A 21,094-nucleotide genomic window follows, 5' to 3' on the forward strand; every position below is an offset into this window, starting at 1 on the left:
CAAATGAGAAACTATCTTGAGGCCGATCTGCTGAATTTCTCCCGCCAGTGGGTCTGGATCGCTTCCGATCGCGTCTATGAATTCGACGACGTCATTCGGCGGCCAATCAACTCCCTTGAAACACTCCATGTCGCCACGGCCAAGTATGCTAGGCTCCGAACATCGATTCCGCCGGAAAATCCTGCCTCGGAAGCCGTCGCTGTCTTCCGCGTGATGCTGAGCGAACTTGAAACGACGGGGGAAGATGTCGATCGCGTGTATGATTGGGCATATTGTCTGACCCCTTTCATGCAGAACGAAAATGCTGTCCGGGCTATGCAAATCTGGGTCGAGACATTTACCCGTTTCGCCCGAGGCAAACGCGACAGAGCCAAGCACGTCGACGAGGATTTCATGGAGCAACTCTCCCTGTCGTACGCGACACATGTACTCCAGCCGAGCATTCAGTTCTCAGTCCGGTGCATGCGCTCGCGTAGTGTTTGGCTGGAGAACGCTGCTCGCAAGAGCAATTTCGATCAGGTGCTTTGGAAATATTTTCTGGAGGAAGGGCACTCCGACCCATCCGTGTTCGTCAGTTCCGGACACAGGGATGTGCTGGTTCGCGAGTGGTGGCGCGAGATACGCAAAACCATTGGAGCGGCTGAGATGAAGGGGCTTCGGTCAGAGCAAGTTGACAACATCCGCACCTTCAGCCAAACGAAACAGTCATGGAAGCTGGACGGATCAGTAGACGAGTCAATGCTTTTGGCGGGTTTCCCCGAGTTCGACAAGGTCGCCAAGCCGCCGAATTGAGCGAGTGAAGCAGGCACTTTGTGCTATGCCGACGGCAAATTTGCTGCGATGTACTTCCTGACCTTGACGGCATCCAGCTCTGAGATGCGCGGCGCATTTGGCACTGACAACATGCGCAGAACGAACAGTTCACCTTCCTCGGGAAATTCATCGTAAAGTCTTTGTGCGATATCGCGGCCTACATCGCCGGCCACGCGCAACCCGTCGAGATGGGCCTCCAGTTGCGCAACCACCCGAGCCAGACGCTCATCGTCCATGTCGGGGTTGTCGTCCGGGTTGAGTAGGTGATGATCGTAAACCGTCCACAGAAACGCGGCCATCTCAGCGTGCTGCCGCACGATATCTGGAAGAGGCGGCGCGGCCATCAGTTCAAGTTCACCGATCCACCGCGGATTCGGTTGGAAACGCGTGCATGGCTTGTCACATAGGTACCTCGGATCGTTATCCGGCCATCCTTTTCCATAATGATTGTCGCCTTGCCGCAGCGCAATTCGATGCGTTCCTCGCCAACGATCCTGATCGTCTCGCCATCCTTGACGACCTGCGGAGGTGCCTTGCGGGCCGGTTCAACGATGCGGCCCACAATCAAGGGCCTGCCGGGATCGCCGTCCTGAAAGAGAAGCGCCACGTCCGTGCCGATCATGTCCGAGCTTAACTCAGTCAGACTTCTGGCGGGAATGGCTGTCTCCCGAGTGTTTCCGGCAAAGACGACCAACGGGTCGCCTCCATCGAACCCGAGGAACACACCGATTACCACGCCTTCAATTCGGTTCTTTGTCTTGGCCATTTCGACGTGCCTCAATTCTGTTTGATCTCAGAACCCTTCATGATGATGTCGCTTGATGCTTTCACATTGATCTTCCCTGACCCCTTCACGAAGATGTCCTTGCCGGTGATTGATATTGTACCGTCCTTCTTCAGCTCGATGGATGCCGATCCGCTCTTAATCATGATGGAATCACCCGCCTCGATGATGAGCTTCTTCCCGACGTTGATGGCACCGCCCTCACCCACTTCAACAGAGCTGTTCTTTGCAATTTTGAGTGCCCTGTTGCCGCCTATCTCGGTGCCATCATCATTGCCGATCTTGACCGAGCGCGTAGCGCCAATCTCTGCTTTCTGATCTTTGGCAATCTTGGCGTTTTGTCCGCCTCCGATCTTGACGTTCTGGTCAGCGCCAATGTCCCAACTATCGCTCGTGCCGACTTTGTGACTTTGGCTTACGCCCACGCTAACCGATCTGGTTGCGCCTATATCGTTCGACTGAAGGCCGCCGACGCTGCGTTGCTCCGCGGCGCCGACGCTGTCGACACGCGCCGCGCCGACGGTGATCGTCTGGACCAGCCCGACTGTCTGGGTGTGATTGGCGCCGATCGTTTCGGTGGAGTTTGAGCCAATATTGATCGTCTCGTCGATGCCTACCGTGAGCGAACGGTTCTTCCCCACCGTCTCCGTGTCGTTCGAACCGATATTCGTTGTCTGGTCGACACCGATCTTGACGGTCTTGTTGTTGCCCACGTCCTCGTCAAGGTTGTGGCCGACAGAGTGCTTGGCGTCGTGATCGATGCGGTCCGACTGATCGTGCTGCACCAGCTTGTTGCGGTCGTGCTTGATCAGGAGGTGGTGATCCTTCTGCGCCTGGAAATTGACCAGCTCGGAGCCGGCCTTGTCCTCGAACATCAGCTCGTTGTAGCCACCGCCACCTTTCGATGAGTCGGATTTCCAGCCGGATTGCGTGGCGTTGCCGGGCAGTCCGTAGGGCGGCATCTGCGCGGCGTTGTAGACCCTGCCGGTAATGATCGGAAGGTCGGGATCTCCTTCGATGAAGTCGACGATTACCTCCTGCCCGATGCGCGGTATCTGGATAAAACCCCAGCCGCTGCCGGCCCAGGTCTGCGAAACGCGCACGAAGCAGGAACTGTTCTGGTCCTTCTTGCCCAGCCGGTCCCAATGAAACTGGACCTTCACCCGTGCATATTTGTCGGTGAATATTTCCTCGCCGGAAGGTCCGACCACGGTCGCCGTCTGCGGCCCGCGCATGATCGGCCGTGTCGTGACCCGCGGCGGACGATAGGGCAAAGCCGTAGGTGCCACACCAAGGATCACCTTGAAGTTCTCGCTGTCGACATCCGCATGGGCCCTGTAGCCAGGGTCGAATAGCCTGTATTCGGCGCTGACCACCAGATACTCCTGGTTCTGGTCCTCGCGCGGAAAGCCATCCAGCTTGAACGTGCATCCTGAATACAGGCCCCGCACGGTTCCGACCGCTGCGATGCGCTGGTGCACCGCCTGGATCTCCTCGCGCCGGATCGCCGCCAGGCTATCGCCGCGACCGACTTCGAGATGGGCGCCGGGCTGACGGTAATTCTCGCCCGCGGCCAGCTTATGATTGAACGGCTGGGCGGATTTGGCCATCAGGTCGGCGCCCGGCTTCTTGAAATCATAATCGGTATGCACATAGGCGCCCGGCCGCACCGAACTGCCCGGAATCCATTCCGTGATATATTCGACATCGCGCCGGGAGCCCTGCCCCTCAAAGTGGTAAGGTACTTTTTCATAGCCCGGCGCCGGCTTCAGCTTGCTCATCGCATCAGCAAGCACAAGCGTGTGCTTGCCCTCGCCATGCTCGAAGAAATACAAGATGCCCTCGTGCTCGAGCAGCCGCTGCACGAAATCGAGATCCGTCTCGTTATATTGCACGCAATATTCGCGCGGCGGATAGGACCCTTGCAGGCGTTTCTCGAATTTTGCCGTGCTGTATTTCGAGAAAACCTCTTCGACGATTTCGATGACGCTCATGTTCTGGAAAATGCGGCAGTCGGTCGTATTGCCGAGAAACCAGAGCCATGGCCGGACGACTGCTTCGTAATAGGCCAGCCGGTCCTCGATCCGGGTGAGGCGAAAGTCCGACACGATGCCGCTGAACCAGCGCTGGGGGTCGGCTTCACCTTCGACGGAGACGGGGCCACCCAGCATCTTCAGCGGATCGATATCGGGGCTGGGGCTTACGAACCCGACCGTATAGGCCAGACAACGACTGATCTCATCCCGCCCGACGAGATGTGTAAAGGTCAACAGCTCAGCGCCAACTGGCGTTTGCACCACCGTGGCACGTTGTTCACTTGGCATCGGTCGTGCCCCTCCTCGGCCTGGCGGCCAGCCCGGTGGATTTGAAGATCCTAGTCAGGAACTCGAAATCGCATCAAACCCTGATGGTTGCCAGTCCATTTCGAGCGTACCACATGTTTGTTGTGCAGGCCAAAGCGGACCATGAATAGGTGGCCCACTGTGATGCGAATTTTGGATTAGCCACGCTAAAAACATGGAGTATCGTGTCGGCAAGGCCGCCAGCGATCACACAGGCGATTTCGCATGTTAATCAGTCTGCAGATCAGCAATGTCGATGCCCTGCCCGCTGGCGTGTCGCCCGGCTACAGATCGCGTAATCGCAGCTTCAAAATCGGGCGCGAACATTGCGACTGGATCTTGCCCGACCCTGACAAGTTCATCTCCGGCCGGCATTGCCAGATCCGATACGAGGCAGGCGCGTTTTGGCTGCACGACATTTCGCGCAATGGCACCTTCATCAATGGATCGAGCCAACGCATCACCGGTCCGCGCCGGCTAGACCACGGCGACAGGCTCCTGGTCGGCCGCTACGTCATCTTTGTATCGATTGACGACGAGCACGCAACGCCAAGTCATCCGGAGGCCGACCGAGGTTCGACGCAACGACACATGCCGGTCGCGGCCGATCGGTTGCTTGATTCCGGAAGCGAGCCTCTCTTCAGTTCGGCAGAGCGATGGCCCGGGCAAGCACCGCCATCGACATCGTCTCTGCCTGCGGCCGTCCCTTCGACGACAGACGAGGTGCTGCGGGAAATTGCAATCGCCGCAGGCATTTCGCCGGAATTGTTTCAATTGCGTGATCCGCATGAAGTCGCTGCCGAAATCGGCGCAGTGCTTCGCACGGTGGTCGAGCAACTGGCCATGCTGCTGAAGGCACGTGCGGCTGCAAAGACATTGGCCAAGAGCCCACACCGAACGATGATAAGCTCCGCTGAAAACAATCCCCTCAAATTTGTCCCGGGCACCGACGACATACTCGAAATAATGTTCGCGCGGCGCAGGGCCGGCTATCTCGATGCCAGGCACAGCGTCGAAGACGCATTCCGCGATCTCAAGGCGCACGAATTTGCCACCTATGCCGCCATGCAAGCTGCGCTCTCTCGACTGCTTGACGACCTGTCGCCGGAAGCAATCGGCAAAAAGCTTCCGCCGACGTCGTTTACCTCGAAGAAGGCCCAAGCATGGGACGCGTTTGTCGGGACGTGGCGGAGCATGGAGGAAGCACACGAAAACGGCATGCTGGATATATTCTTGGCCTATTTCAGCGACGCGTATTCCAAAGCTGACAAACAAAAATAGACGGGACAAACAAACTGCGGCGCTGTAGCCGACGAAGAAAAACGCGTCGGCGCACCGCATCATGTTCCAATCGACAACATCTGCGATTACGATCACATACGACAGTTCGCCAAGCGGGTAAGCCTGATTGACCTGGGGGTCTGCGGCAGATGTCAAATTGCGGCGCCATAGTTTCTTGTAGCTCCGGACCGCCTTGCCGGAAGGACCATTGCCTGCCCTATCCGGCCAGGAAAGATCTGGCGCCTCTCGCACGCGAGCGCGGACACTGCATGGCAGCGGCATATCGGCGATGAGCTCGAAGGATGATCCATTCGGCCCGGTCGGCAAGACCGTCATCCGCCCACGGCGCGGGCAGAATGCGAAACCAGCCGCAAACGAACTGATCGCGAAGACCGTAGGGCCCTCGGATGTCAAGGAATCGACAGTTTTCGATCCTGACATAGGTCGGCATATGCCGCCGGACTGGACATCCGGAACCATTCTTTATCAGGGAGCATCGTCCGGTACAGCGGCCGGAGCCGAGGCAGCCGGGTCAAGGCCGACCATTCAGCAGGAGGTGCTGCTCGGCGCCGCAGACACGGTAAAATATTCGACGGCAAATCCGATCCTCGCTGCGTCAGCACCGTTGCTCGTCCTGTTCGGGCATCTCAGGCTCGTACCGGTCGAAAGACAGGCGGCGCCATTGGCCGAACATATCGCCGATGCGATCGAGAGGTTCGACTGGACGCTGGAGAAGTCAGGCGTTCCCGAAGAGGATGCGCGGATCGCGAAGTTTGCCCTTTGCGAAACCGCCGACGATCTTGTGGGCAACCTGCCCTGGGCCGGCAAGGACACCTGGGCACAGCACAGTATGCTGTCGCGGTTCTTTCACGTCGAAGCCACTGGCGCCGGTTTCTACGAAGCACTGAACAAGGTGCTGGCCAATCCGGAGCCACACTTAGACCTGGTCGAGCTGATGCATGTCTGCCTGTCCCTGGGATTTGAGGGCCAGTATCGGGGGCTGGCGCGCGACGATACCAGTCTCGAACGTGTGCGGCGCGACGTCTACGAGACGCTTCGCTATTTCAGGGCCCGCGCCGGAGAGGATATCTCCCCCCGCTGGCAAGGCATAGCCGCGACGATGATGCCGTCTTCAACCCGCCTGCCGCTCTGGGGTGTTGCTGCGGCGGCCTCAGCCCTGCTGACGGCCGCGTTCTTCACGTTGCGGGCGTTCATGACCGATGAAGGCGATGCTGCAGCCAGACAATTGCTGGCGCTCAATCCCTCGACGCCTGTGACGATCGAGCGCGCCAGAGTGGTACCCCCACTTTCCAAACCGGTGACAGTCGCCTCGCCTGCTGCAACCGAGCAGATCGACCGCATCCGCTCGGCACTGGCCACGCAAGTCGAGCGCGGCGGGCTCACCGTCGGCACGAAGGGCGACTTCATCGTTGTGGAGATCAGCAATCTCTTGTTGTTTCAGCCTGGCAAGACCGAAGTGAAGCCCGAGTTTCTGCCACTGGCCGCACAGATTGCCGCAGCCCTTGAGCACGAGCCAGGGCCAATCCGGATCGTTGGCCACACGGACAATGTGAAGCCACGGAAATCAAGCACGTTCAAATCCAACTTTGACCTTTCGGTCGCCCGCGCGAAGGCTGTTGAAACAATGATCGCCGCGAAACTTGGCGATCCCTCGCGAGTAACCGCCGACGGCAAGGGCGAAGATGAGCCAATTGCCGACAATGCGACGTCCGAGGGCCGCGCCAAGAACCGCCGTGTCGACGTGATGATCCCCAAGGAGGAAACGCTGTGAACACCGCCGGTCGGAAACGCCCATGATGCGTTGGCTGCCGCGGATATTCAGCACGGCCGCGTTGGCCGGTTTCGCGGTGGCGATCTGGTTTGCTGGACCATTGATCCGCTTCGCCGATATCCGGCCGCTGGGATCTGTCTGGTTGCGCGCGACAATCATCGGCACGATCGTGGCGACCGCGGCCCTCGTTTACGCAGTGCGCGTCTGGCAGGTGAGAAAGGCGCAAAAAGCGCTCGAGATCGTCATTGCCCGCAACGACGGGGGCAATGACGATTCACCGGTGCTCGAGGCGCGCATGAGTGAGGCCATCGCAGCACTCAAGCGGTCGAGCGGCAAGCGCAATTTCCTTTACGACATTCCCTGGTACATCGTCATTGGCCCGCCCGGCGCCGGCAAGACGACGGCACTGGTCAATTCGGGTCTGAATTTTCCGCTTGCCGGTTCAGGAGACGCCCAGCCGGTGGCCGGTGTTGGCGGTACCCGCTCTTGCGACTGGTGGTTCACTGAAGGGGCTGTGCTGATCGACACGGCAGGACGTTACACCACGCAGGATTCCAATGCTGGAAGCGACAGCAAGAGCTGGCTTGCGTTTTTATCATTACTCAAGAAATACCGTATCAGACAGCCGATCAACGGGGTCATCCTGGCCATCAGCCTTGCCGATCTCATCAGCCTCGATGACCAGCAGCTCGACGCCCATGTCGTTGAAATACGCAGTCGCCTGAGGGAGATCCGCGAGACGCTGAAAATCCAGTTTCCGGTGTACCTGCTTTTCACCAAGGCCGATCTTGTTTCCGGCTTCATGGAGTATTTCGGCAGTTTCGAGGAGCCGCGCAGGCGCAAGGTCTGGGGCGCGACATTCCAGACCACGGACCGCAACAAGAACATGGCCGGTGAGGCTCCGGCCGAATTCGATGCACTGGCGAACCGATTGGCGGACGAGATGGCTGACCGCCTGCAGGAAGAGCCTGATCCGGTCTCGCGCATATCGATCTTTGGCTTTCCGGCCCAGTTTTACGCGCTCAGGGGCCGAATTGCCGGTTTCGTAGCCAGCCTGTTCGATCCGGTCCACAGCCAGGTGAATGTCAGCCTGCGTGGGTTCTACTTCTCGTCGGGGACCCAAGAGGGAACGCCGATCGATCAGGTGTTGGGCGCAATCGGCCGCAGTTTCGGCAACAATTCCCGCCCCCATCTGTCCGGGACCGGCAAGAGCTTCTTTTTGCACGACCTCCTGACTGATGTCATTTTCGCTGAATCCGGATGGGTTTCCTATGACCGAGCGACCGAGAGGCGGGCAGCGGCCCTCAGATATGGCGGCTTTGGCATCATAGCGTTGACCACAGCCATAGTCCTTGGCACGCTCGGGATGAGCTTCATGGCCAACCGCTCGCTGATCGCCTCCACGACGCAGGCGATGGGCCAATATCGCGTGACAGCGGACGCCCTGCTCAAAAGCACGACGGTCACCGATGTCGACCTTGAAAACGTCATCGGGCCGCTCGACCAATTGCGCAACATGCCGGCCGGTTTCGAAACCAGTGACTTACCGACACCGATCGCGGAAACGGTCGGCCTTAGCCAGCGGGAAAGGCTTCTTTCGGCATCGACAACGGCCTACCGGCAAGCACTGGAACGAATGTTGCGGTCGCGTCTGCTTATTCAGGCTGAGCGGACAGTCCAGGCGACGATGGCTGATCCCGCCGCGCTTTACGAACCGCTCAAGATTTACCTGATGCTCGGTGGTAAGGCACCCAAGGTCGATGACCCATTGATCATCTCCTGGATGAAGCAGGATTGGGAACAGAACCGGTATCCGGGCGAGAGCAACCGCGAAGGACGCGCGCAGCTCGAAAAGCACTTACGCGCCATGCTTGCGTTGGACGATGCCTATGATCCGGTTTTCGAACTCAACCAGCCGCTTGTGGAAGCCGCCCAGCGTTCGCTCGGGCGCATGAGCCTTGCCGATCGTGCGTCCGCATCGATCAAGTCGGCGGTGTACGCGGCTGCGCTGGACGATTTTTCTGTTTCGCAAAAAGGCGGGCCGGAAGCGCAACTTGTGTTCGAGCGCGTCGATGGCGGCGATTTGTCGAAGCTCCGTGTTCCCGGTCTCTACACCCATGCCGGATTCAACAACTTTTATCTCGGACAGCTTTCGCGCATTGCGCAGACACTCGACGACGACCAGTGGGTTCTGGGAGGTGGCGGCGAGCAAGGCGGCATCGATCAGGAGTTGCTCAAACTCGGCCCCGAACTTCTCGACCGCTACGGCAAGGACTTCGCAGCCGCATGGAACAGCGTTCTCGATGGTTTGAAATTCAAGGCCATGCTGAACGACAAGCCGCACTATGTCGCGCTTTCCGCCGTTGCCTCACCAAGCTCGCCGATCGAACAGCTTTTTACCGCGATTGCCGAGGAAACAGCCCTGGCGCGCGACTCTGTTTCTGGCGAAGAGTCGGGCACTGGGATGCAAGCCGGCACCGTCATGCGCCAGTCCCAGGACGCCGCAGACATGGCCAAGGGCCTGGCTCGCATCGGCATTCAAGTTAGCTCCGCAAAATCGCAAAGCCGTGCCGGTACCGGGTCCGCGAAATTTCAAAGCCAGAGCCCCGGGGCAAACATCGAAGCGCAGTTCAGGTCCTTCCAGGCTCTGGTAAGCGGTCCTTTTGGACACCGACCGATCGATGCGCTGACCCAGAATTTTCGCGATATCCACCAGAGCCTGCAACTGGCAACCGAGGTCCCTTCGCAGACGGAACGTGTAAACGCCAACCTGCAGCTGCAGATAGCCACCCTTCGCGCCAATGCATCGCGTCTGCCCAAGCAACTCGGCAGAATGGTCAACGCAACTGCAGACGAATTTGAGGGCAACGCGGCTGAAATTTCGTTGACGAATTTGAACGAGATGCTCGAACAGGCCGTCACGCAGCCCTGCGAGGAGGCGGTCAACGGCCGCTACCCCTTCGCCGGCGATGGTACCCAGGATATTGCGATGGCGGACTTCGCCAAGTTGTTCTCTCCGGGCGGCCTGATGGATCGGTTCTTCGCACAGAACCTTGCTTCCTTGATCGACATGAGCGGCCAGGACTGGAGCTGGAAACAGGATGCGCGCTTTGGGCGCGACCTGTCGAAGTCGACGCTGAAAAACTTTCAGGTGGCTGCGGAAATCCGCAACGCCTTTTTCCCCTCGGGCGGATCAATGCCCTCGGTCAACCTGACCTTTGCCCCGTTCTCGCTGAATGGCGATGCAGATGCTGCGGTGCTCGACGTCGATGGCCAGATCGTCCAGAGCAACCAGGCGGGTAACACGCCAAGCACGGTGTCCTGGCCGAGCGGCGCGGCCTCGGCGTCTGCCAGTCTGAGACTGATACCGGAAATGCCGGGCCGCGAATCCGCAATCAGGTTCGAAGGGCCGTGGTCGCTCAAGCGGTTGCTGGACAAGGCGACGATCACCAGCAAAGACGGCACTGTTGAAGCGCGCTTCGTAATCGGCGGACGCGACGTCAGCTATACGATCCAGACCGGTTCCGGACCCAGCCCGTTCTTCCTTCCCGCACTTTCTGCATTCAGCTGTCCGAAGGCGTTTTGAGAGGATTTGAGCCTCACCTGGTGCAACTAGGGCGCCAAAAGTTGCTGCGATCACGGATTGTCCTTCCATCGGTGAAGTCGCATCAGGGTGAACTCTGGGATAAAGCGCATTTGCCTGTGCGCTTGATATGCATTATTATGTGCATATATTGGGCAGTAATGAATTTTTGAGGTTGCCCATGCCGCCGGTTCAGCATGCATACAACGCAATGGTCTCGGGCTTCGTTGACAGCCTTCAGGAGCCTCGGACCCCCTATATCTCGCCCCAACGCCTGTCGAAGGCCCTTGGTGTGAAGATTGCCAATCTGGCGCAGCTAACAGGCGTCCATCGAAATACGTTGCGCAACCCTTCCTCCGAGCGCCTGCAGGGCAGGATGCGCGAAATGGTGAAGGTGATCTCGGCGGCGACGGAACTCACCGGCGAAGTTGACAGGGCCATTTATTGGTATCGCAACGAGCCGATCGCCGACTATGGGCATCGCACGGCGGCCGAACTTGTCGCCAACGGCCAAGTCGAGGCGGTTCTCGCGTTTGTTCGCGATCTTGAGAATGGCGCGCGCGGGTGAAAATCTCTCGCGTCGGTCCCGACGAAATCTTTCATCGCTATCTAACACCCAAATGGGCCTTCCTCCCGACCAGCGGTGCGGGCGCAGCTTCCGACGGTGGCCGCTTCAATCGGCCGGGGGTCGAAGCGCTGTATCTGTCGCGAGCACCCCAGACAGCGCTCGAGGAATATAAGCAAGGCGCCAGTATCACGCCGCCGGCGACGCTCGCTACCTACGATCCCAATAACCGCCTCCCGCACAATCAGTCGTCGTGGTCGTAATCCGCCAGTGCCTGCTGCAAAGACTACAATCCGCTATTGGGTTCAATGATGACAGCCACGTTCCGCCCGGCGTCGTCAATAGCCCTCGCCATCAAGCCTCTTCCGAAAAGCGTCACGCGCTCAAAGCTAAATTTCGGTACTTTAATATTGCAGCATATGGCAAAGTGGCGCTAGCGAGCGCCTGAGAGTGCGCTGCAGAGGACGCTTCGAGAAGCGCTTGGTGGCAAGTTGAGCGATGTCGCCCTTTCCTTTGAAAGCTTCGGCGTGAGCCACAATGGCTGTGTCCGTGAGCACAATGAAGACAACTATCTGGTCGAGCCACGGACTGGCCTGTGGGTGGTGGCCGACGGAATGGGTGGGCATGAAGCCGGAGAGGTCGCTTCAGCCAGCATTGTCGATCATCTGGCCACGATCGGCATTGCCAGTTCCGCCCCGGATCTTCGTGCGCGCTTCGAGGACAGGCTGAGCCGCGCCAACGCCGAGATCCGCAAGATCTCCGAATCCCGCGGCATAACCATCGGCTCCACCGTTGCCGCCCTGTTGGCGATGGATGGGCGATTTGCCTGCCTGTGGGCGGGCGACAGCCGGGTTTATCTGATCCGCAACGCCTCGATCTCGCAGATATCGAAGGACCACACCGAAGTTCAGGAACTTCTCGACCGCGGTATGATCAGCGCAGCCGAGGCGCTCACCTGGCCGCGCCGCAATGTCATCACGCATGCGGTAGGCGTCAGCGACGAAATCGTCATCGATTTCCAGCAAGGGGAAATCATGCCGGGAGACATCTTTGTGTTGTGCACCGATGGGCTGACTGCGCATTTGACCGATGCCGAAATCGGCGCCGCGGTCGTGACTGCAACACCTCAGGCGGCCTGTGAGGCTCTGCTGAAAACGGTGCTGGAGCGAGGCGGGACAGACAATGTCACGATTGTACTGGTAAAATTCGCAAGCAGAAGCAATGGGCACCCCCCCTACCCTGATCTGTCCAGAGCGGAGGGTTGAGGCTGATGAGCGCCGACGACAAGACGCGAATATCGCCGCAGCTGGCCAACACCGCCGTCGGCACGCAGCTCAGCGGCATCTACGAACTTGACGAGAGGATCGCATTCGGCGGCATGGGTGAGGTCTACCGCGGCCACAACATCCAGACTGGCGACCATGTCGCGATCAAGATCGTCCTGCCCGAATTTGCCCGCGACCCGACGATCTTGTCCTTGTTCCGCAAGGAAGCGTCGATCCTCAATCACCTCTCGCATGATGCGGTCGTGAGATATCACGTCTTCACGATCGATCCAGGGATCGGTCGTCCCTATCTTGCGATGGAATTCGTCGACGGCGAGTCGCTATACGACATTATGCGACGTGGCCCAATGCCGACTGAGGAGGTGCGCAAGCTCTGCCATCGCCTCACGTCGGGTCTGAGCGCCGTGCATCAGGCGGGAGCAATTCACCGCGACCTCTCTCCGGACAACATCATATTGCCGGGCGGGCGGGTTGACCGCGCCAAGATCATCGATTTCGGTATCGCGCGATCGGCGACCGTCGGCGGTGAGACCCTGATCGGCGGAAAATTCGCGGGAAAGTACAACTACGTTTCCCCCGAACAGCTGGGGCTATACAGCGGCGATGTCAGCGAGCAGTCCGACATCTACAGCCTGGGGCTGGTGCTGGTTGCCGCCCTGCGCGGCAAGCCGATCGACATGAGCGGGTCCCAATTCGAGATCATCGAAAAGCGCCGGACGGTGCCGGACCTGTCCGACATCGACGACGATTTTCGTGACATTGTTGAAGCCATGCTGCAGCCGGATCCGCGAGACCGCCCGGCGAGCATGGCGGAAATCGCCAGGATGACGCGTGACGAGGACGAAGGGACAACGCCGCCGACGTTCATCCCAAACCGCGACAGGCCGGGTTTGCCACGGGCGGGGCAAACCCTTGCGCCCGATCCGAAGGCCTCGTCCCCGCCATCCAATGTTTTAGGCCATGACGCGCCTTTGGCGGGCTCGGGCGGGCAGCGCTTTGTCCCGCATGTCCGGCCAGCGCTGCTGTCCGAACCGCGGGCCTCACCGGTCGCCGCGCCGCCACGTGCGGTCGTGGGGGCTGTTCCCGGAAAATCCACAAAGAGCCGAGCCATCGCAATCTCTGCCTTCGCGACATTGGCTCTCGCCTCAGCTGCCGGCCTCTATGTCAGCGGCTTTACAACGCCCCCACCGCCGAGCGCCGGCAAGACCTCGCTTTCCGCGCCAGAGCCACCGCAACCTACACCACAAGCAACAATGCCTGTCCCCGAAGCATCAATTCCTGAGGCAGAGGCGTCAAAGCCGCTGGCGACGGACAATGTTGCGGACTCCCCTGAGCCGCCACAGGAAGTTCCAGCCCCAAAGCCCCAAACGGAGGCCACATTAGCGCCAGCTGAAAATCAGGCGGACGCCGCCGCGGCTCGAACGCCGCCGCCGGCAGCGTCGCCTAAGATGCTCCCGCAAATGCAGGAAACGCAGCCGTCGGCAAGTGGGGCGCAACCGCCCGCGGAAAACGAAACGCCGTCAATTCAGCCCGATACGCCCTCGCCGCCTGCCAAGCTTGCTCCAGCCCTCTCGCCGGTCGAAAAGGCTGCGCCGCCGCCCGTAGCCCAACCAGACACCGCGGCGGGCCAAAAGCCTGCACAGCAGGCAAGCCAGCAGGCGGAGGCGAAACCGGCCGCGCCAGCTCCCGAACCGGCTGCAGGCCAGTCGGATGCAACGAGGGCAAAGGAGCAGCAGGCCGACCTGCCGCCGCCCAAACACCAGGCAAGCCGACCGGGGAAGGCGATACCAGCAGCGCCCATTCCCGAGGCGGCTGCACGCCAGGCGGATGAGACGAGCGCAGCAGGGCGGCAGGCCGACCTGCCCCCGGCCAGTCAACCAGAGCAGGCCACGGTCGCCCTGAACGTGCCCAAGCCGGAAGTTGCCCCGGTGATCGACGACATAGCGCAGCGTGTCTCGTGGGTTCGCGACTTCAGCGGTGGCGACTGTTTCTACGCCGCCGTGACGTCGATAACCGATAAGACCGCTGCCATCGAAGGATTTGGAACCGCGGTCCAGCCATTCGAGCAGATGCTGGCTGATTTCCAGGCAAAGTTCCACGTTGAGCCGGACATTAACGTGCGCCTCATTGAGCCGAGCCAGTGCGAAGTCACCAATTTCCTGCGCTTTCTGGGGCAGACTGCTGGCGAAAAGCCGCAGCTTGTTCTCGATCGAACATCGGTGCCAAATGGTACGCCGATCAGCGGTACGCTGGTGACGCGTGGCGGGCTCATTTCCAGCGTGCTGCTGATCGACCACAAAGGCATGATGTTCAACCTCGATGACCGCATGGTCGTTCAATCGGACAAGGCCACCTTCAGCATTCCGATCGGTCTCGGCGCCGCCGACAGGGCTGCAGGCAAGGCCGTGCCGCAGATCATCATGGTGATCACCGGCCCCCAGGATATCCAGGCGGCTGCGTTCTCCACACCAATGCCGGCCTCGCAGCTGTTGCCCAAAATTGTCGAGGAAATCGAGGCCAACGGATCCAAGTTCTCGGCCAGCGCCAAGTATTTCCGGCTCGGCGGATAGCATGGGCGTCCGATGGAACTCCGTAGCTCGCGTTTGCCCCGCTCGTCTTCCGACCTGCCCTTAAAGCAGCGTGGTCGGCTTCGAACCTTGCTTGCCTCGAGGGGCCGCATGAGGCTTGCCGTCGTTTCGGCCGCCGCGTTGCTGGCCGTGCTCTCATGCAACGAAGCGTGCGCCGAATTCACGGTCTGCAATCAGACGCTCGACGTCGTCAACCTCGCCGTCGGCCAGGAGGTCGACAATGCCGACCAGACCGATGGCTGGTGGACCATCGGCGCAAATCAGTGCGTGAACGTCATCCGCGAGGAACTGACGAACCGCTACATCTACCTCTACGCCACTGACGTTTTCGGCCACGCGATCCTGACCGGATCGACCGAAATGTGCATTGAGCGGCGACGTTTCTCGATACGCGGCATCGACGAATGCTGGCAGCGCGGCCATATTGCCGCGCGATTTGTTGAAGTCGATACGCTTGAACAGGTGCGTTGGACGTTTTTCCTGACCGGAAGCAGTCCGTGACGCACGCTATCGACACCAGCTTCAAGGAGAAGAAGCAAGCACGCGCTGCCCTTCGCCGGGGCAGGTTTTGGCGCAGACTTCTTGCCGGCCTCGCCACGGTTTTCCTGTGTTCGATTGCCGCCGGCTTCTACCTCACCGCGGACTATTGGTCGTTTGGCGACGAAGACGAGGAGCTGCATGCGGTCGAAGGAGCCGACGATGTGCCGGCCGATGCCTCTGTTTATGTGCCTGCCATTATCGGCCTGGCGGGGGACCCGATGTGGATCACGCTCGCACCCGATTCCGGCGCCGCAACGAAAGGCCGCGTTGTTCCGCGTCCGGCCGAACTCGACCAGGCCGGGGTTTCGCCACAGATCGAGATTTTGTCCGACGTTATGCATAGCGCCAGCGAGAAATTCATGACGACCATACCGTCGACGCAGGAGGATTTTGCATTCTTCCAGGCGCAACGAAAGACCGCCCCCGCAGCCCCTAGCGATCTGCAGAATAATCTTCAGCCATCTCCTGCCGCGGACGAACCCCCGCCTGCTGCCGATCAACAGGCCGAGGCCGATGACCCCGAGGCCGGCTGGGCTGAAACAATCGATGCAGGCGATGCAGCTCTTCCCGCGTTCCAGAAGACCCAGATCGAAAACAACACCAGCGTCGCGACTGTCACGAACGAATATCAGCGGTTCGAGGCGACGGAAGACACGTTCGTGAAGATCCTCAACGATCGCAGTTTGGATAGCGTTGCGCTCGATGCACATTTCTCCGCCGACGACGCCAAGCAGGCGGGCGTGGCGCTGAAGGCGCTCTTCGGCCGGAACGGCCTGGAGCCGGGCTATGTCGTGGCCATGCGTGGATACCGGCCGAACCGCGAGACGACAACGATGTCCCTCATGCAGGTGTCGATCTACGCCAAGAACGTCTTTGTCGGTACGCTGACGCGTAACGCCGCCGGCGTGTTCGTATCGGGGGTCGACCCTTGGGTACGCGAAGATCTGTTCAACTACTCGGGCGCGCCGGCGGAAGGCGGCCACAAAAGGCAGTATCGTCTGCTCGACGCGATCTACTCGACAGCGGCACGCAACAGCGTTCCGACCGGCGTGATCGGCGAAGCCATCATGTATCTGTCGAGAGGTCAGGATCTGGACGCCTTCGCAAGCGAGGACCAGCGTCTTGTGCTGATCTATTCGCAGACGCCGCGCGGCAAGGACGAAGGCGCCGGGCGGGTGCTGTATGTTGGCGTTCAGGGCACGACAAAAAGTCTCGACTGTTTCGTCTTCCAGCAGGGCGATGGCCAGTTTGCATGTGTGACAGGCGACGATCAGGTCCGCTCGCTGACGGTCACCAACGGCATGGTCACACCGGTCAACGGGGTCTTGACCTCGACCTTCGGGCCCCGCAAGCACCCAATTCTGGGCACCGTTCGCATCCACAAGGGCGTCGACTGGGCGGCGCCGGTCGGCACGCCGATCGCAGCCGCCTTCGATGGCGAAATCAGCTTCCAGGGCGATGGGGGCGGCTATGGCAATCTGGTCAAGATTTCGCACGGAAGCGGGCGCGAGACGCGCTATGCGCATATGCAGAAATTCGCAATCGTGGGTGGCGTCGGCACCAAGGTGAAGGCAGGCGACATCATCGGCTATATCGGCACCACCGGACTGTCGACCGGACCGCACCTGCATTTCGAACTCTACCAGAATGGCGCGGCGATCGACCCGCTGGGTACGGTTACCGCGGTCGCTTCGGATTTTTCCGCCGTGGAAACGCTCACCGACCGGATCGTCCATGTCGAAAGTGGCGGCAGTGCCCGTGCCAAGAACCCAAATTCTTCAGCGACCGGGGCCGGCCAGTTCATCACCAAGACTTGGATCCGGATGATGAATACATACCGCCCCGAACTTGCACGCACACTCTCGACCGCCGACCTGCTTGCCCTGCGTTACGATGCCACGATCTCGCGCGAGATGGTTCGCAATCTGGCGCGAGAGGGCGAAGCCTATCTTCGGGCGCGCGGCCACCAGATCACAGCCGGCCGGCTCTATCTGTGCCATTTCCTCGGCATGGAGGGGGCGCATCAGGTGCTGTCGGCGTCGGGTTCGGCGCAACTGAGCGCCGTGCTCGGGTCACCCGTCATTCAGGCCAATCCCTTTCTCACCGGCAAGACCGCCAGCTATGTCGTGGACTGGGCCGAAAGGAAGATGGGTCGAAAGCTCAGCCCAGCCACGACCGCGGCGAGCCAGCAGACGACGACCACCACTGAGGTCCGGCAGACATCTCCCGAGTTCGCAAAGTATAAACAGGTGATCACGGCGATGCTGAGCTCCGTTCAGAATGCGCTTTGAGCCAGGGCATGGCGCGGGCAAGTCGCAGCCGATTCGGAGACGCAGACCGATTGGTTCCCCGGGTCGGCGATTTCCCAACCGAGGCGGTGCTTTTCGGCGCCGGTGTGCTGGTGGGCGGCGTGCTGAAGGACTGACAGCAGGCATTCAAACGACTGCCCTGCCCGCGGCAAAGCAGTTGCGGCTCGAAACTGCCGCACAGTTTCTGGCGGCATGCGCCAGCTTCTCGCTACTCGGTCTTTATGCGCATTTCCACCCGGCGATTGACAGCATCGTACGGGTTGGGGCTGCGCGGATGCGCTTCGCCCAGGCCGATCGGGTTGATGCGGGCAGCCTCAATGCCGCTTGATGTCAGGAAGGACGTCACAGATTGCGCCCGTCGCTGTGAGAGCCGCTCATTGTAGTTTGCCGGACCGGAAGCGTCGGTGTAGCCCTCGACGACGAAGTGGAAAGTGCTCAGCCGGTTGTCTTTCAGGGCCTTGGCAAACTCCGCGAGCTCGGCGCGCGCGGTTGCGTCGAGTTCGGCCGAATCGAGCCCGAAATTGATCAGCATGTCGAGACTGGATTTGTCGGCGGGTCCGTCTTTCGCCTTGGTCTTGCTCTTGCACTGCTCCTCGGTGCCGACACAAATTCCACGCGACTTGCCAAGATCGGCTGCGCCGGCAAAAAACTTGACGATGTCTTCTGATTTCTGGACGGGGTCGGCGCAAACATGGGTCGAGAAAACCACGACCGCCAACACCAAGGGTGAACTGGCCCACCGCATAGCGGTTACTCCTGTTGAGCATCCGATATTACCAACCGTGAACATACCAAATTCCGAAGCAATTGTCTGCGGGAAATACCGAGCCGCGGCTGTGTCGCCGGTCATCACCCCGCCGCGAGTTGAGACTTGACCCGCGCCGCGCTGCAGGCTTGAGTGCCGATAGGCTCTCGATGAAAGCGTGGCGTCATGGCCAACGGGCTCCGATTCAAAACGGCACGGGATCTTTTCATGGCTTGTCCCACCGCTGCCCGGGACATGCGAACCCTTCCAACCGAACAGCGTTCGATCGAGTTTTGCCGCGATCTCCTCGCCGGGCGCGTTCCCGAAGAGGCAATCACCTTTTGTGCCTACCTGCTGCCGGATCGGGCTGCGGTCTGGTGGGCTCATGAATGTCTGGGGCATTTGAGCGAGCTGCTCGATGAAGCCGATCAAGAATTGCTCGCACTCGTTAGCAACTGGGTCAGCGAACCGGGCAGCGCCCACCATCGCGCCGCACTGGGCCAGGCAGCGGCATTGCCGCCGACAACCCCGGGCGCCTGGATAGCCTTGGCTGCCGGATGGCGTGACAATGGCCTGGGTACTGGTGGATTCGTCGGCCGCACAGCAGTGCCACCGGCCTTACAGCCGTTTCCTGCCGCCCATGCCGTCAATGCCGGAGTTCTGGCAGGGCTGGCGCGTGTTGCACTCGCAGACCGTTTTGCCGTTCTATCTGCCTTTGTCGAAATGGGCCTACAGATGGCCGAGATCGAGGCGCTGCGGCAATCAGCGGACGCATACTAGTCTCGCATGTTCCCTGTCAGGGCTGACGGCGAGAGGGAACAACTGTTTGGCGCGAGTGTCCAAAGGAGGCGGATTGGCTGGAACTGCACAGGGCCGAGGGTGGAGCTCAGAGATGACGGTTCATCAGATTGTCATCCGCTCTTCGTCTCGGTGCTTTCCTCGGTCTAGAGGGCGGGCGTCGGGTGGATTGTGCGGGCGAGCAGTCTCAGCCCTGGAAGATGAGGTCTAGCAATGCTGCTGCCCCTACTCGCCGCGATCTTGGTGTTGTCTGGGCAGCGTTGCCATGACGGGCACATTTGAAATCAATTCGATGTACGAAAGCGTACCGAAGGCTCGTCAGCCAGTTCCTGCTCCCGCTGGTCAAGCGCGGCTAGCAACGCGGCAAAGTGCTCCGGCATTTCTTGATCGACTTCCAACCCTAGCCGCTTGCGCAACACCTGACGATTGCCTTCTGAACTGATCAATCGTCGGAAGGCTGTCCGAGCTCTTCGTGGTGGCGGCATCAGCTAGACCCACGCTTTGTGCGAAAGTACACATATCGAGGCGAAACTCGCTCATTCCCAAAGCGTTCCAACGCAGCGAAACAATTCTTGGTAGAAATTCTGAGCGGAGTTGGTCACGTCAGCCTCTGTCCTGATCGAATGAGTGCAGAGCCTCCTCCTTCTTGGCATCAGCCATGAATGACGCAAAAGCGCACCACGAGGTCCCACTGACGGCCCACGCCCACTTCATGAGTTGTTGCTGCTGCCTGTGCGTTGCAGACGTGGTACGTTAGACCGGTTACTTCCGCCCTGACGAGGACCGGAGGAAACCCTTCATGCGGTCACTCTTTGTCGGCTCGATCAATTTCATCAAGCAAAGACTTGTGCTCATCCGGAAGCCCCTGTTCTACCGGAAGATTTAGCGCCTTGCGAAGGTAGTCGCGGATGGCTTCTGACGTTATCCACCGTCGTATGAGGTCGGCGATAACCTTCTGTTTCTTTTCGTCGAACTCAACCATGGCCGGCCCTACATGCGAATAGGTCCGAACCTCCCGGTGATCCGATTTGTTCCTTAGCTATTCTTTGGCGTCGAGCAGGACGGCCCTTCCATCATGTGTCGCGCCAGATCGATCAGAATTTCACACAGTTCGAGGTCCGTCTCGTCTGCATGTGGGCACAAGGCCCGGAGGGCCGCTACGCCCGTTCTAAGGGACACCACGTTGCCGTCCGACGCGGTCTTAACGGCTGCGGCAATAGCTTCAGGCGTAATGCCTCCCGGCGCAGTATCCATGATAGCCGACCCCTCGGTGCCCTAGGGTCATCTTGCCGGGAACTTAGGAGAGATCAACAAACGATCTCGTGTGGAATGGGAGGTCGGAAATGTCTGGCAGAAATTTTCTGAGAGGGTGATCGGATAACTGGCTCGCGCGGTGACCAGCTTGTACCCCTCCACATTACGCCTGTGGGCACAGCCTTGCTATGTACCCTTGGCGGCGTCCTCGATCAGTTCGGCTATTAAGGTGCGGACCCGTAGGTCGGACCTATCCCCTATGTTTCCCACATCTTTGGTCACCATCCCCGGCGAAGATACGGACACCGCCCCGCTCACCTTAACGTTGCCCGTAAAGGTTCTTCTAGGCGCCTTCTCCAATTCTCGCTTACTGTAGATCTGGAAACGAATCGACGGGGTTAAAGCTTTGACCTG

Annotated in this window: 18 protein-coding genes; 11 read left to right on the forward strand and 7 right to left on the reverse strand. The window is 59.9% G+C overall.

Features of this window, described 5'->3' with window-relative positions; translation table 11 throughout:
* Nucleotides 1-3 precede the first annotated feature (3 nt).
* Complete coding sequence (locus NKI95_RS24740) at nucleotides 4-792, forward strand: hypothetical protein (protein ID WP_352719908.1); 789 nt, start codon at nucleotides 4-6, stop codon at nucleotides 790-792.
* A gap of 23 nt (nucleotides 793-815) precedes the next feature.
* Here NKI95_RS24740 and NKI95_RS24745 read toward each other — a convergent pair whose 3' ends face one another.
* The 3 genes from NKI95_RS24745 to NKI95_RS24755 are packed head-to-tail and all read right to left on the reverse strand — an operon-like array spanning nucleotide 816 to nucleotide 3,921.
* The gene (locus NKI95_RS24745; protein WP_352719947.1) at nucleotides 816-1,160 is read right to left on the reverse strand and encodes a hypothetical protein; all 345 of its coding nucleotides are present in this window, start codon (nucleotides 1,158-1,160) and stop codon (nucleotides 816-818) included.
* The gene (locus NKI95_RS24750; RefSeq protein ID WP_352719910.1) at nucleotides 1,157-1,579 is read right to left on the reverse strand and encodes a DUF6484 domain-containing protein; all 423 of its coding nucleotides are present in this window, start codon (nucleotides 1,577-1,579) and stop codon (nucleotides 1,157-1,159) included. Before NKI95_RS24750 ends, NKI95_RS24745 begins: the two co-directional genes overlap by 4 nt.
* Nucleotides 1,580-1,590: 11 nt before the next feature.
* On the reverse strand, nucleotides 1,591-3,921 hold the full coding sequence (locus tag NKI95_RS24755) for a type VI secretion system Vgr family protein (protein WP_352719912.1): 2,331 nt from the start codon (nucleotides 3,919-3,921) through the stop codon (nucleotides 1,591-1,593).
* Nucleotides 3,922-4,164: 243 nt separating this feature from the next.
* Here NKI95_RS24755 and tagH point away from each other — a divergent pair, with 243 nt between their 5' ends.
* From tagH to NKI95_RS24800, 9 genes are all read left to right on the forward strand, one after another.
* Nucleotides 4,165-5,220 carry a type VI secretion system-associated FHA domain protein TagH gene (gene tagH / locus NKI95_RS24760; protein ID WP_502909238.1) on the forward strand — a complete coding sequence of 352 codons (1,056 nt, stop codon included), beginning with the start codon at nucleotides 4,165-4,167 and terminating at the stop codon, nucleotides 5,218-5,220.
* A gap of 289 nt (nucleotides 5,221-5,509) precedes the next feature.
* Nucleotides 5,510-7,012: a type VI secretion system protein TssL, long form gene (gene tssL, locus NKI95_RS24765; protein ID WP_352719916.1), complete on the forward strand. Its 1,503-nt coding sequence runs from the start codon at nucleotides 5,510-5,512 to the stop codon at nucleotides 7,010-7,012.
* Between the two features lie 22 nt (nucleotides 7,013-7,034).
* Nucleotides 7,035-10,598 (forward strand): type VI secretion system membrane subunit TssM, encoded by a 3,564-nt coding sequence (gene tssM / locus NKI95_RS24770; RefSeq protein WP_352719918.1) that lies wholly within the window; start codon nucleotides 7,035-7,037, stop codon nucleotides 10,596-10,598.
* Nucleotides 10,599-10,776: 178 nt separating this feature from the next.
* On the forward strand, nucleotides 10,777-11,163 hold the full coding sequence (locus NKI95_RS24775) for a hypothetical protein (protein WP_292655734.1): 387 nt from the start codon (nucleotides 10,777-10,779) through the stop codon (nucleotides 11,161-11,163).
* Entirely contained in the window at nucleotides 11,160-11,423 is a 264-nt protein-coding gene (locus tag NKI95_RS24780) for an RES family NAD+ phosphorylase (protein ID WP_352719920.1), read from the forward strand. The genes NKI95_RS24775 and NKI95_RS24780 overlap by 4 nt, the downstream gene beginning before the upstream one ends.
* A 228-nt stretch (nucleotides 11,424-11,651) precedes the next feature.
* Nucleotides 11,652-12,425 carry a PP2C family protein-serine/threonine phosphatase gene (locus tag NKI95_RS24785; protein WP_292655729.1) on the forward strand — a complete coding sequence of 258 codons (774 nt, stop codon included), beginning with the start codon at nucleotides 11,652-11,654 and terminating at the stop codon, nucleotides 12,423-12,425.
* A gap of 5 nt (nucleotides 12,426-12,430) precedes the next feature.
* Nucleotides 12,431-15,016 carry a serine/threonine-protein kinase gene (locus NKI95_RS24790; protein WP_352719923.1) on the forward strand — a complete coding sequence of 862 codons (2,586 nt, stop codon included), beginning with the start codon at nucleotides 12,431-12,433 and terminating at the stop codon, nucleotides 15,014-15,016.
* A gap of 108 nt (nucleotides 15,017-15,124) precedes the next feature.
* A complete protein-coding gene (locus NKI95_RS24795; protein ID WP_352719925.1) occupies nucleotides 15,125-15,535 on the forward strand; it encodes a DUF1036 domain-containing protein in 411 nt (136 codons plus the stop codon).
* Nucleotides 15,532-17,865: a M23 family metallopeptidase gene (locus tag NKI95_RS24800; RefSeq protein ID WP_352719927.1), complete on the forward strand. Its 2,334-nt coding sequence runs from the start codon at nucleotides 15,532-15,534 to the stop codon at nucleotides 17,863-17,865. The genes NKI95_RS24795 and NKI95_RS24800 overlap by 4 nt, the downstream gene beginning before the upstream one ends.
* A gap of 226 nt (nucleotides 17,866-18,091) precedes the next feature.
* Here NKI95_RS24800 and NKI95_RS24805 read toward each other — a convergent pair whose 3' ends face one another.
* A complete protein-coding gene (locus NKI95_RS24805) occupies nucleotides 18,092-19,060 on the reverse strand; it encodes an OmpA family protein (protein WP_352719929.1) in 969 nt (322 codons plus the stop codon).
* Between NKI95_RS24805 and NKI95_RS24810 the strand changes: the two genes are divergently transcribed.
* On the forward strand, nucleotides 18,980-19,408 hold the full coding sequence (locus tag NKI95_RS24810; protein ID WP_502909240.1) for a DUF6931 family protein: 429 nt from the start codon (nucleotides 18,980-18,982) through the stop codon (nucleotides 19,406-19,408). The genes NKI95_RS24805 and NKI95_RS24810 overlap by 81 nt on opposite strands.
* Before the next feature lie 302 nt (nucleotides 19,409-19,710).
* Here NKI95_RS24810 and NKI95_RS24815 read toward each other — a convergent pair whose 3' ends face one another.
* The 3 genes from NKI95_RS24815 to NKI95_RS24825 all read right to left on the reverse strand — a co-directional run.
* Nucleotides 19,711-19,872 (reverse strand): hypothetical protein, encoded by a 162-nt coding sequence (locus NKI95_RS24815; RefSeq protein WP_352719933.1) that lies wholly within the window; start codon nucleotides 19,870-19,872, stop codon nucleotides 19,711-19,713.
* Nucleotides 19,873-20,231: 359 nt separating this feature from the next.
* Nucleotides 20,232-20,408 (reverse strand): hypothetical protein, encoded by a 177-nt coding sequence (locus NKI95_RS24820; RefSeq protein WP_352719935.1) that lies wholly within the window; start codon nucleotides 20,406-20,408, stop codon nucleotides 20,232-20,234.
* A 458-nt stretch (nucleotides 20,409-20,866) separates the two neighbouring features.
* Nucleotides 20,867-21,094: hypothetical protein (locus tag NKI95_RS24825; RefSeq protein ID WP_352719937.1), on the reverse strand; the 228-nt coding region annotated here is incomplete at its 5' end.

The organism is Mesorhizobium sp. M0306 (assembly GCF_040321655.1).
Lineage (GTDB): Bacteria > Pseudomonadota > Alphaproteobacteria > Rhizobiales > Rhizobiaceae > Mesorhizobium.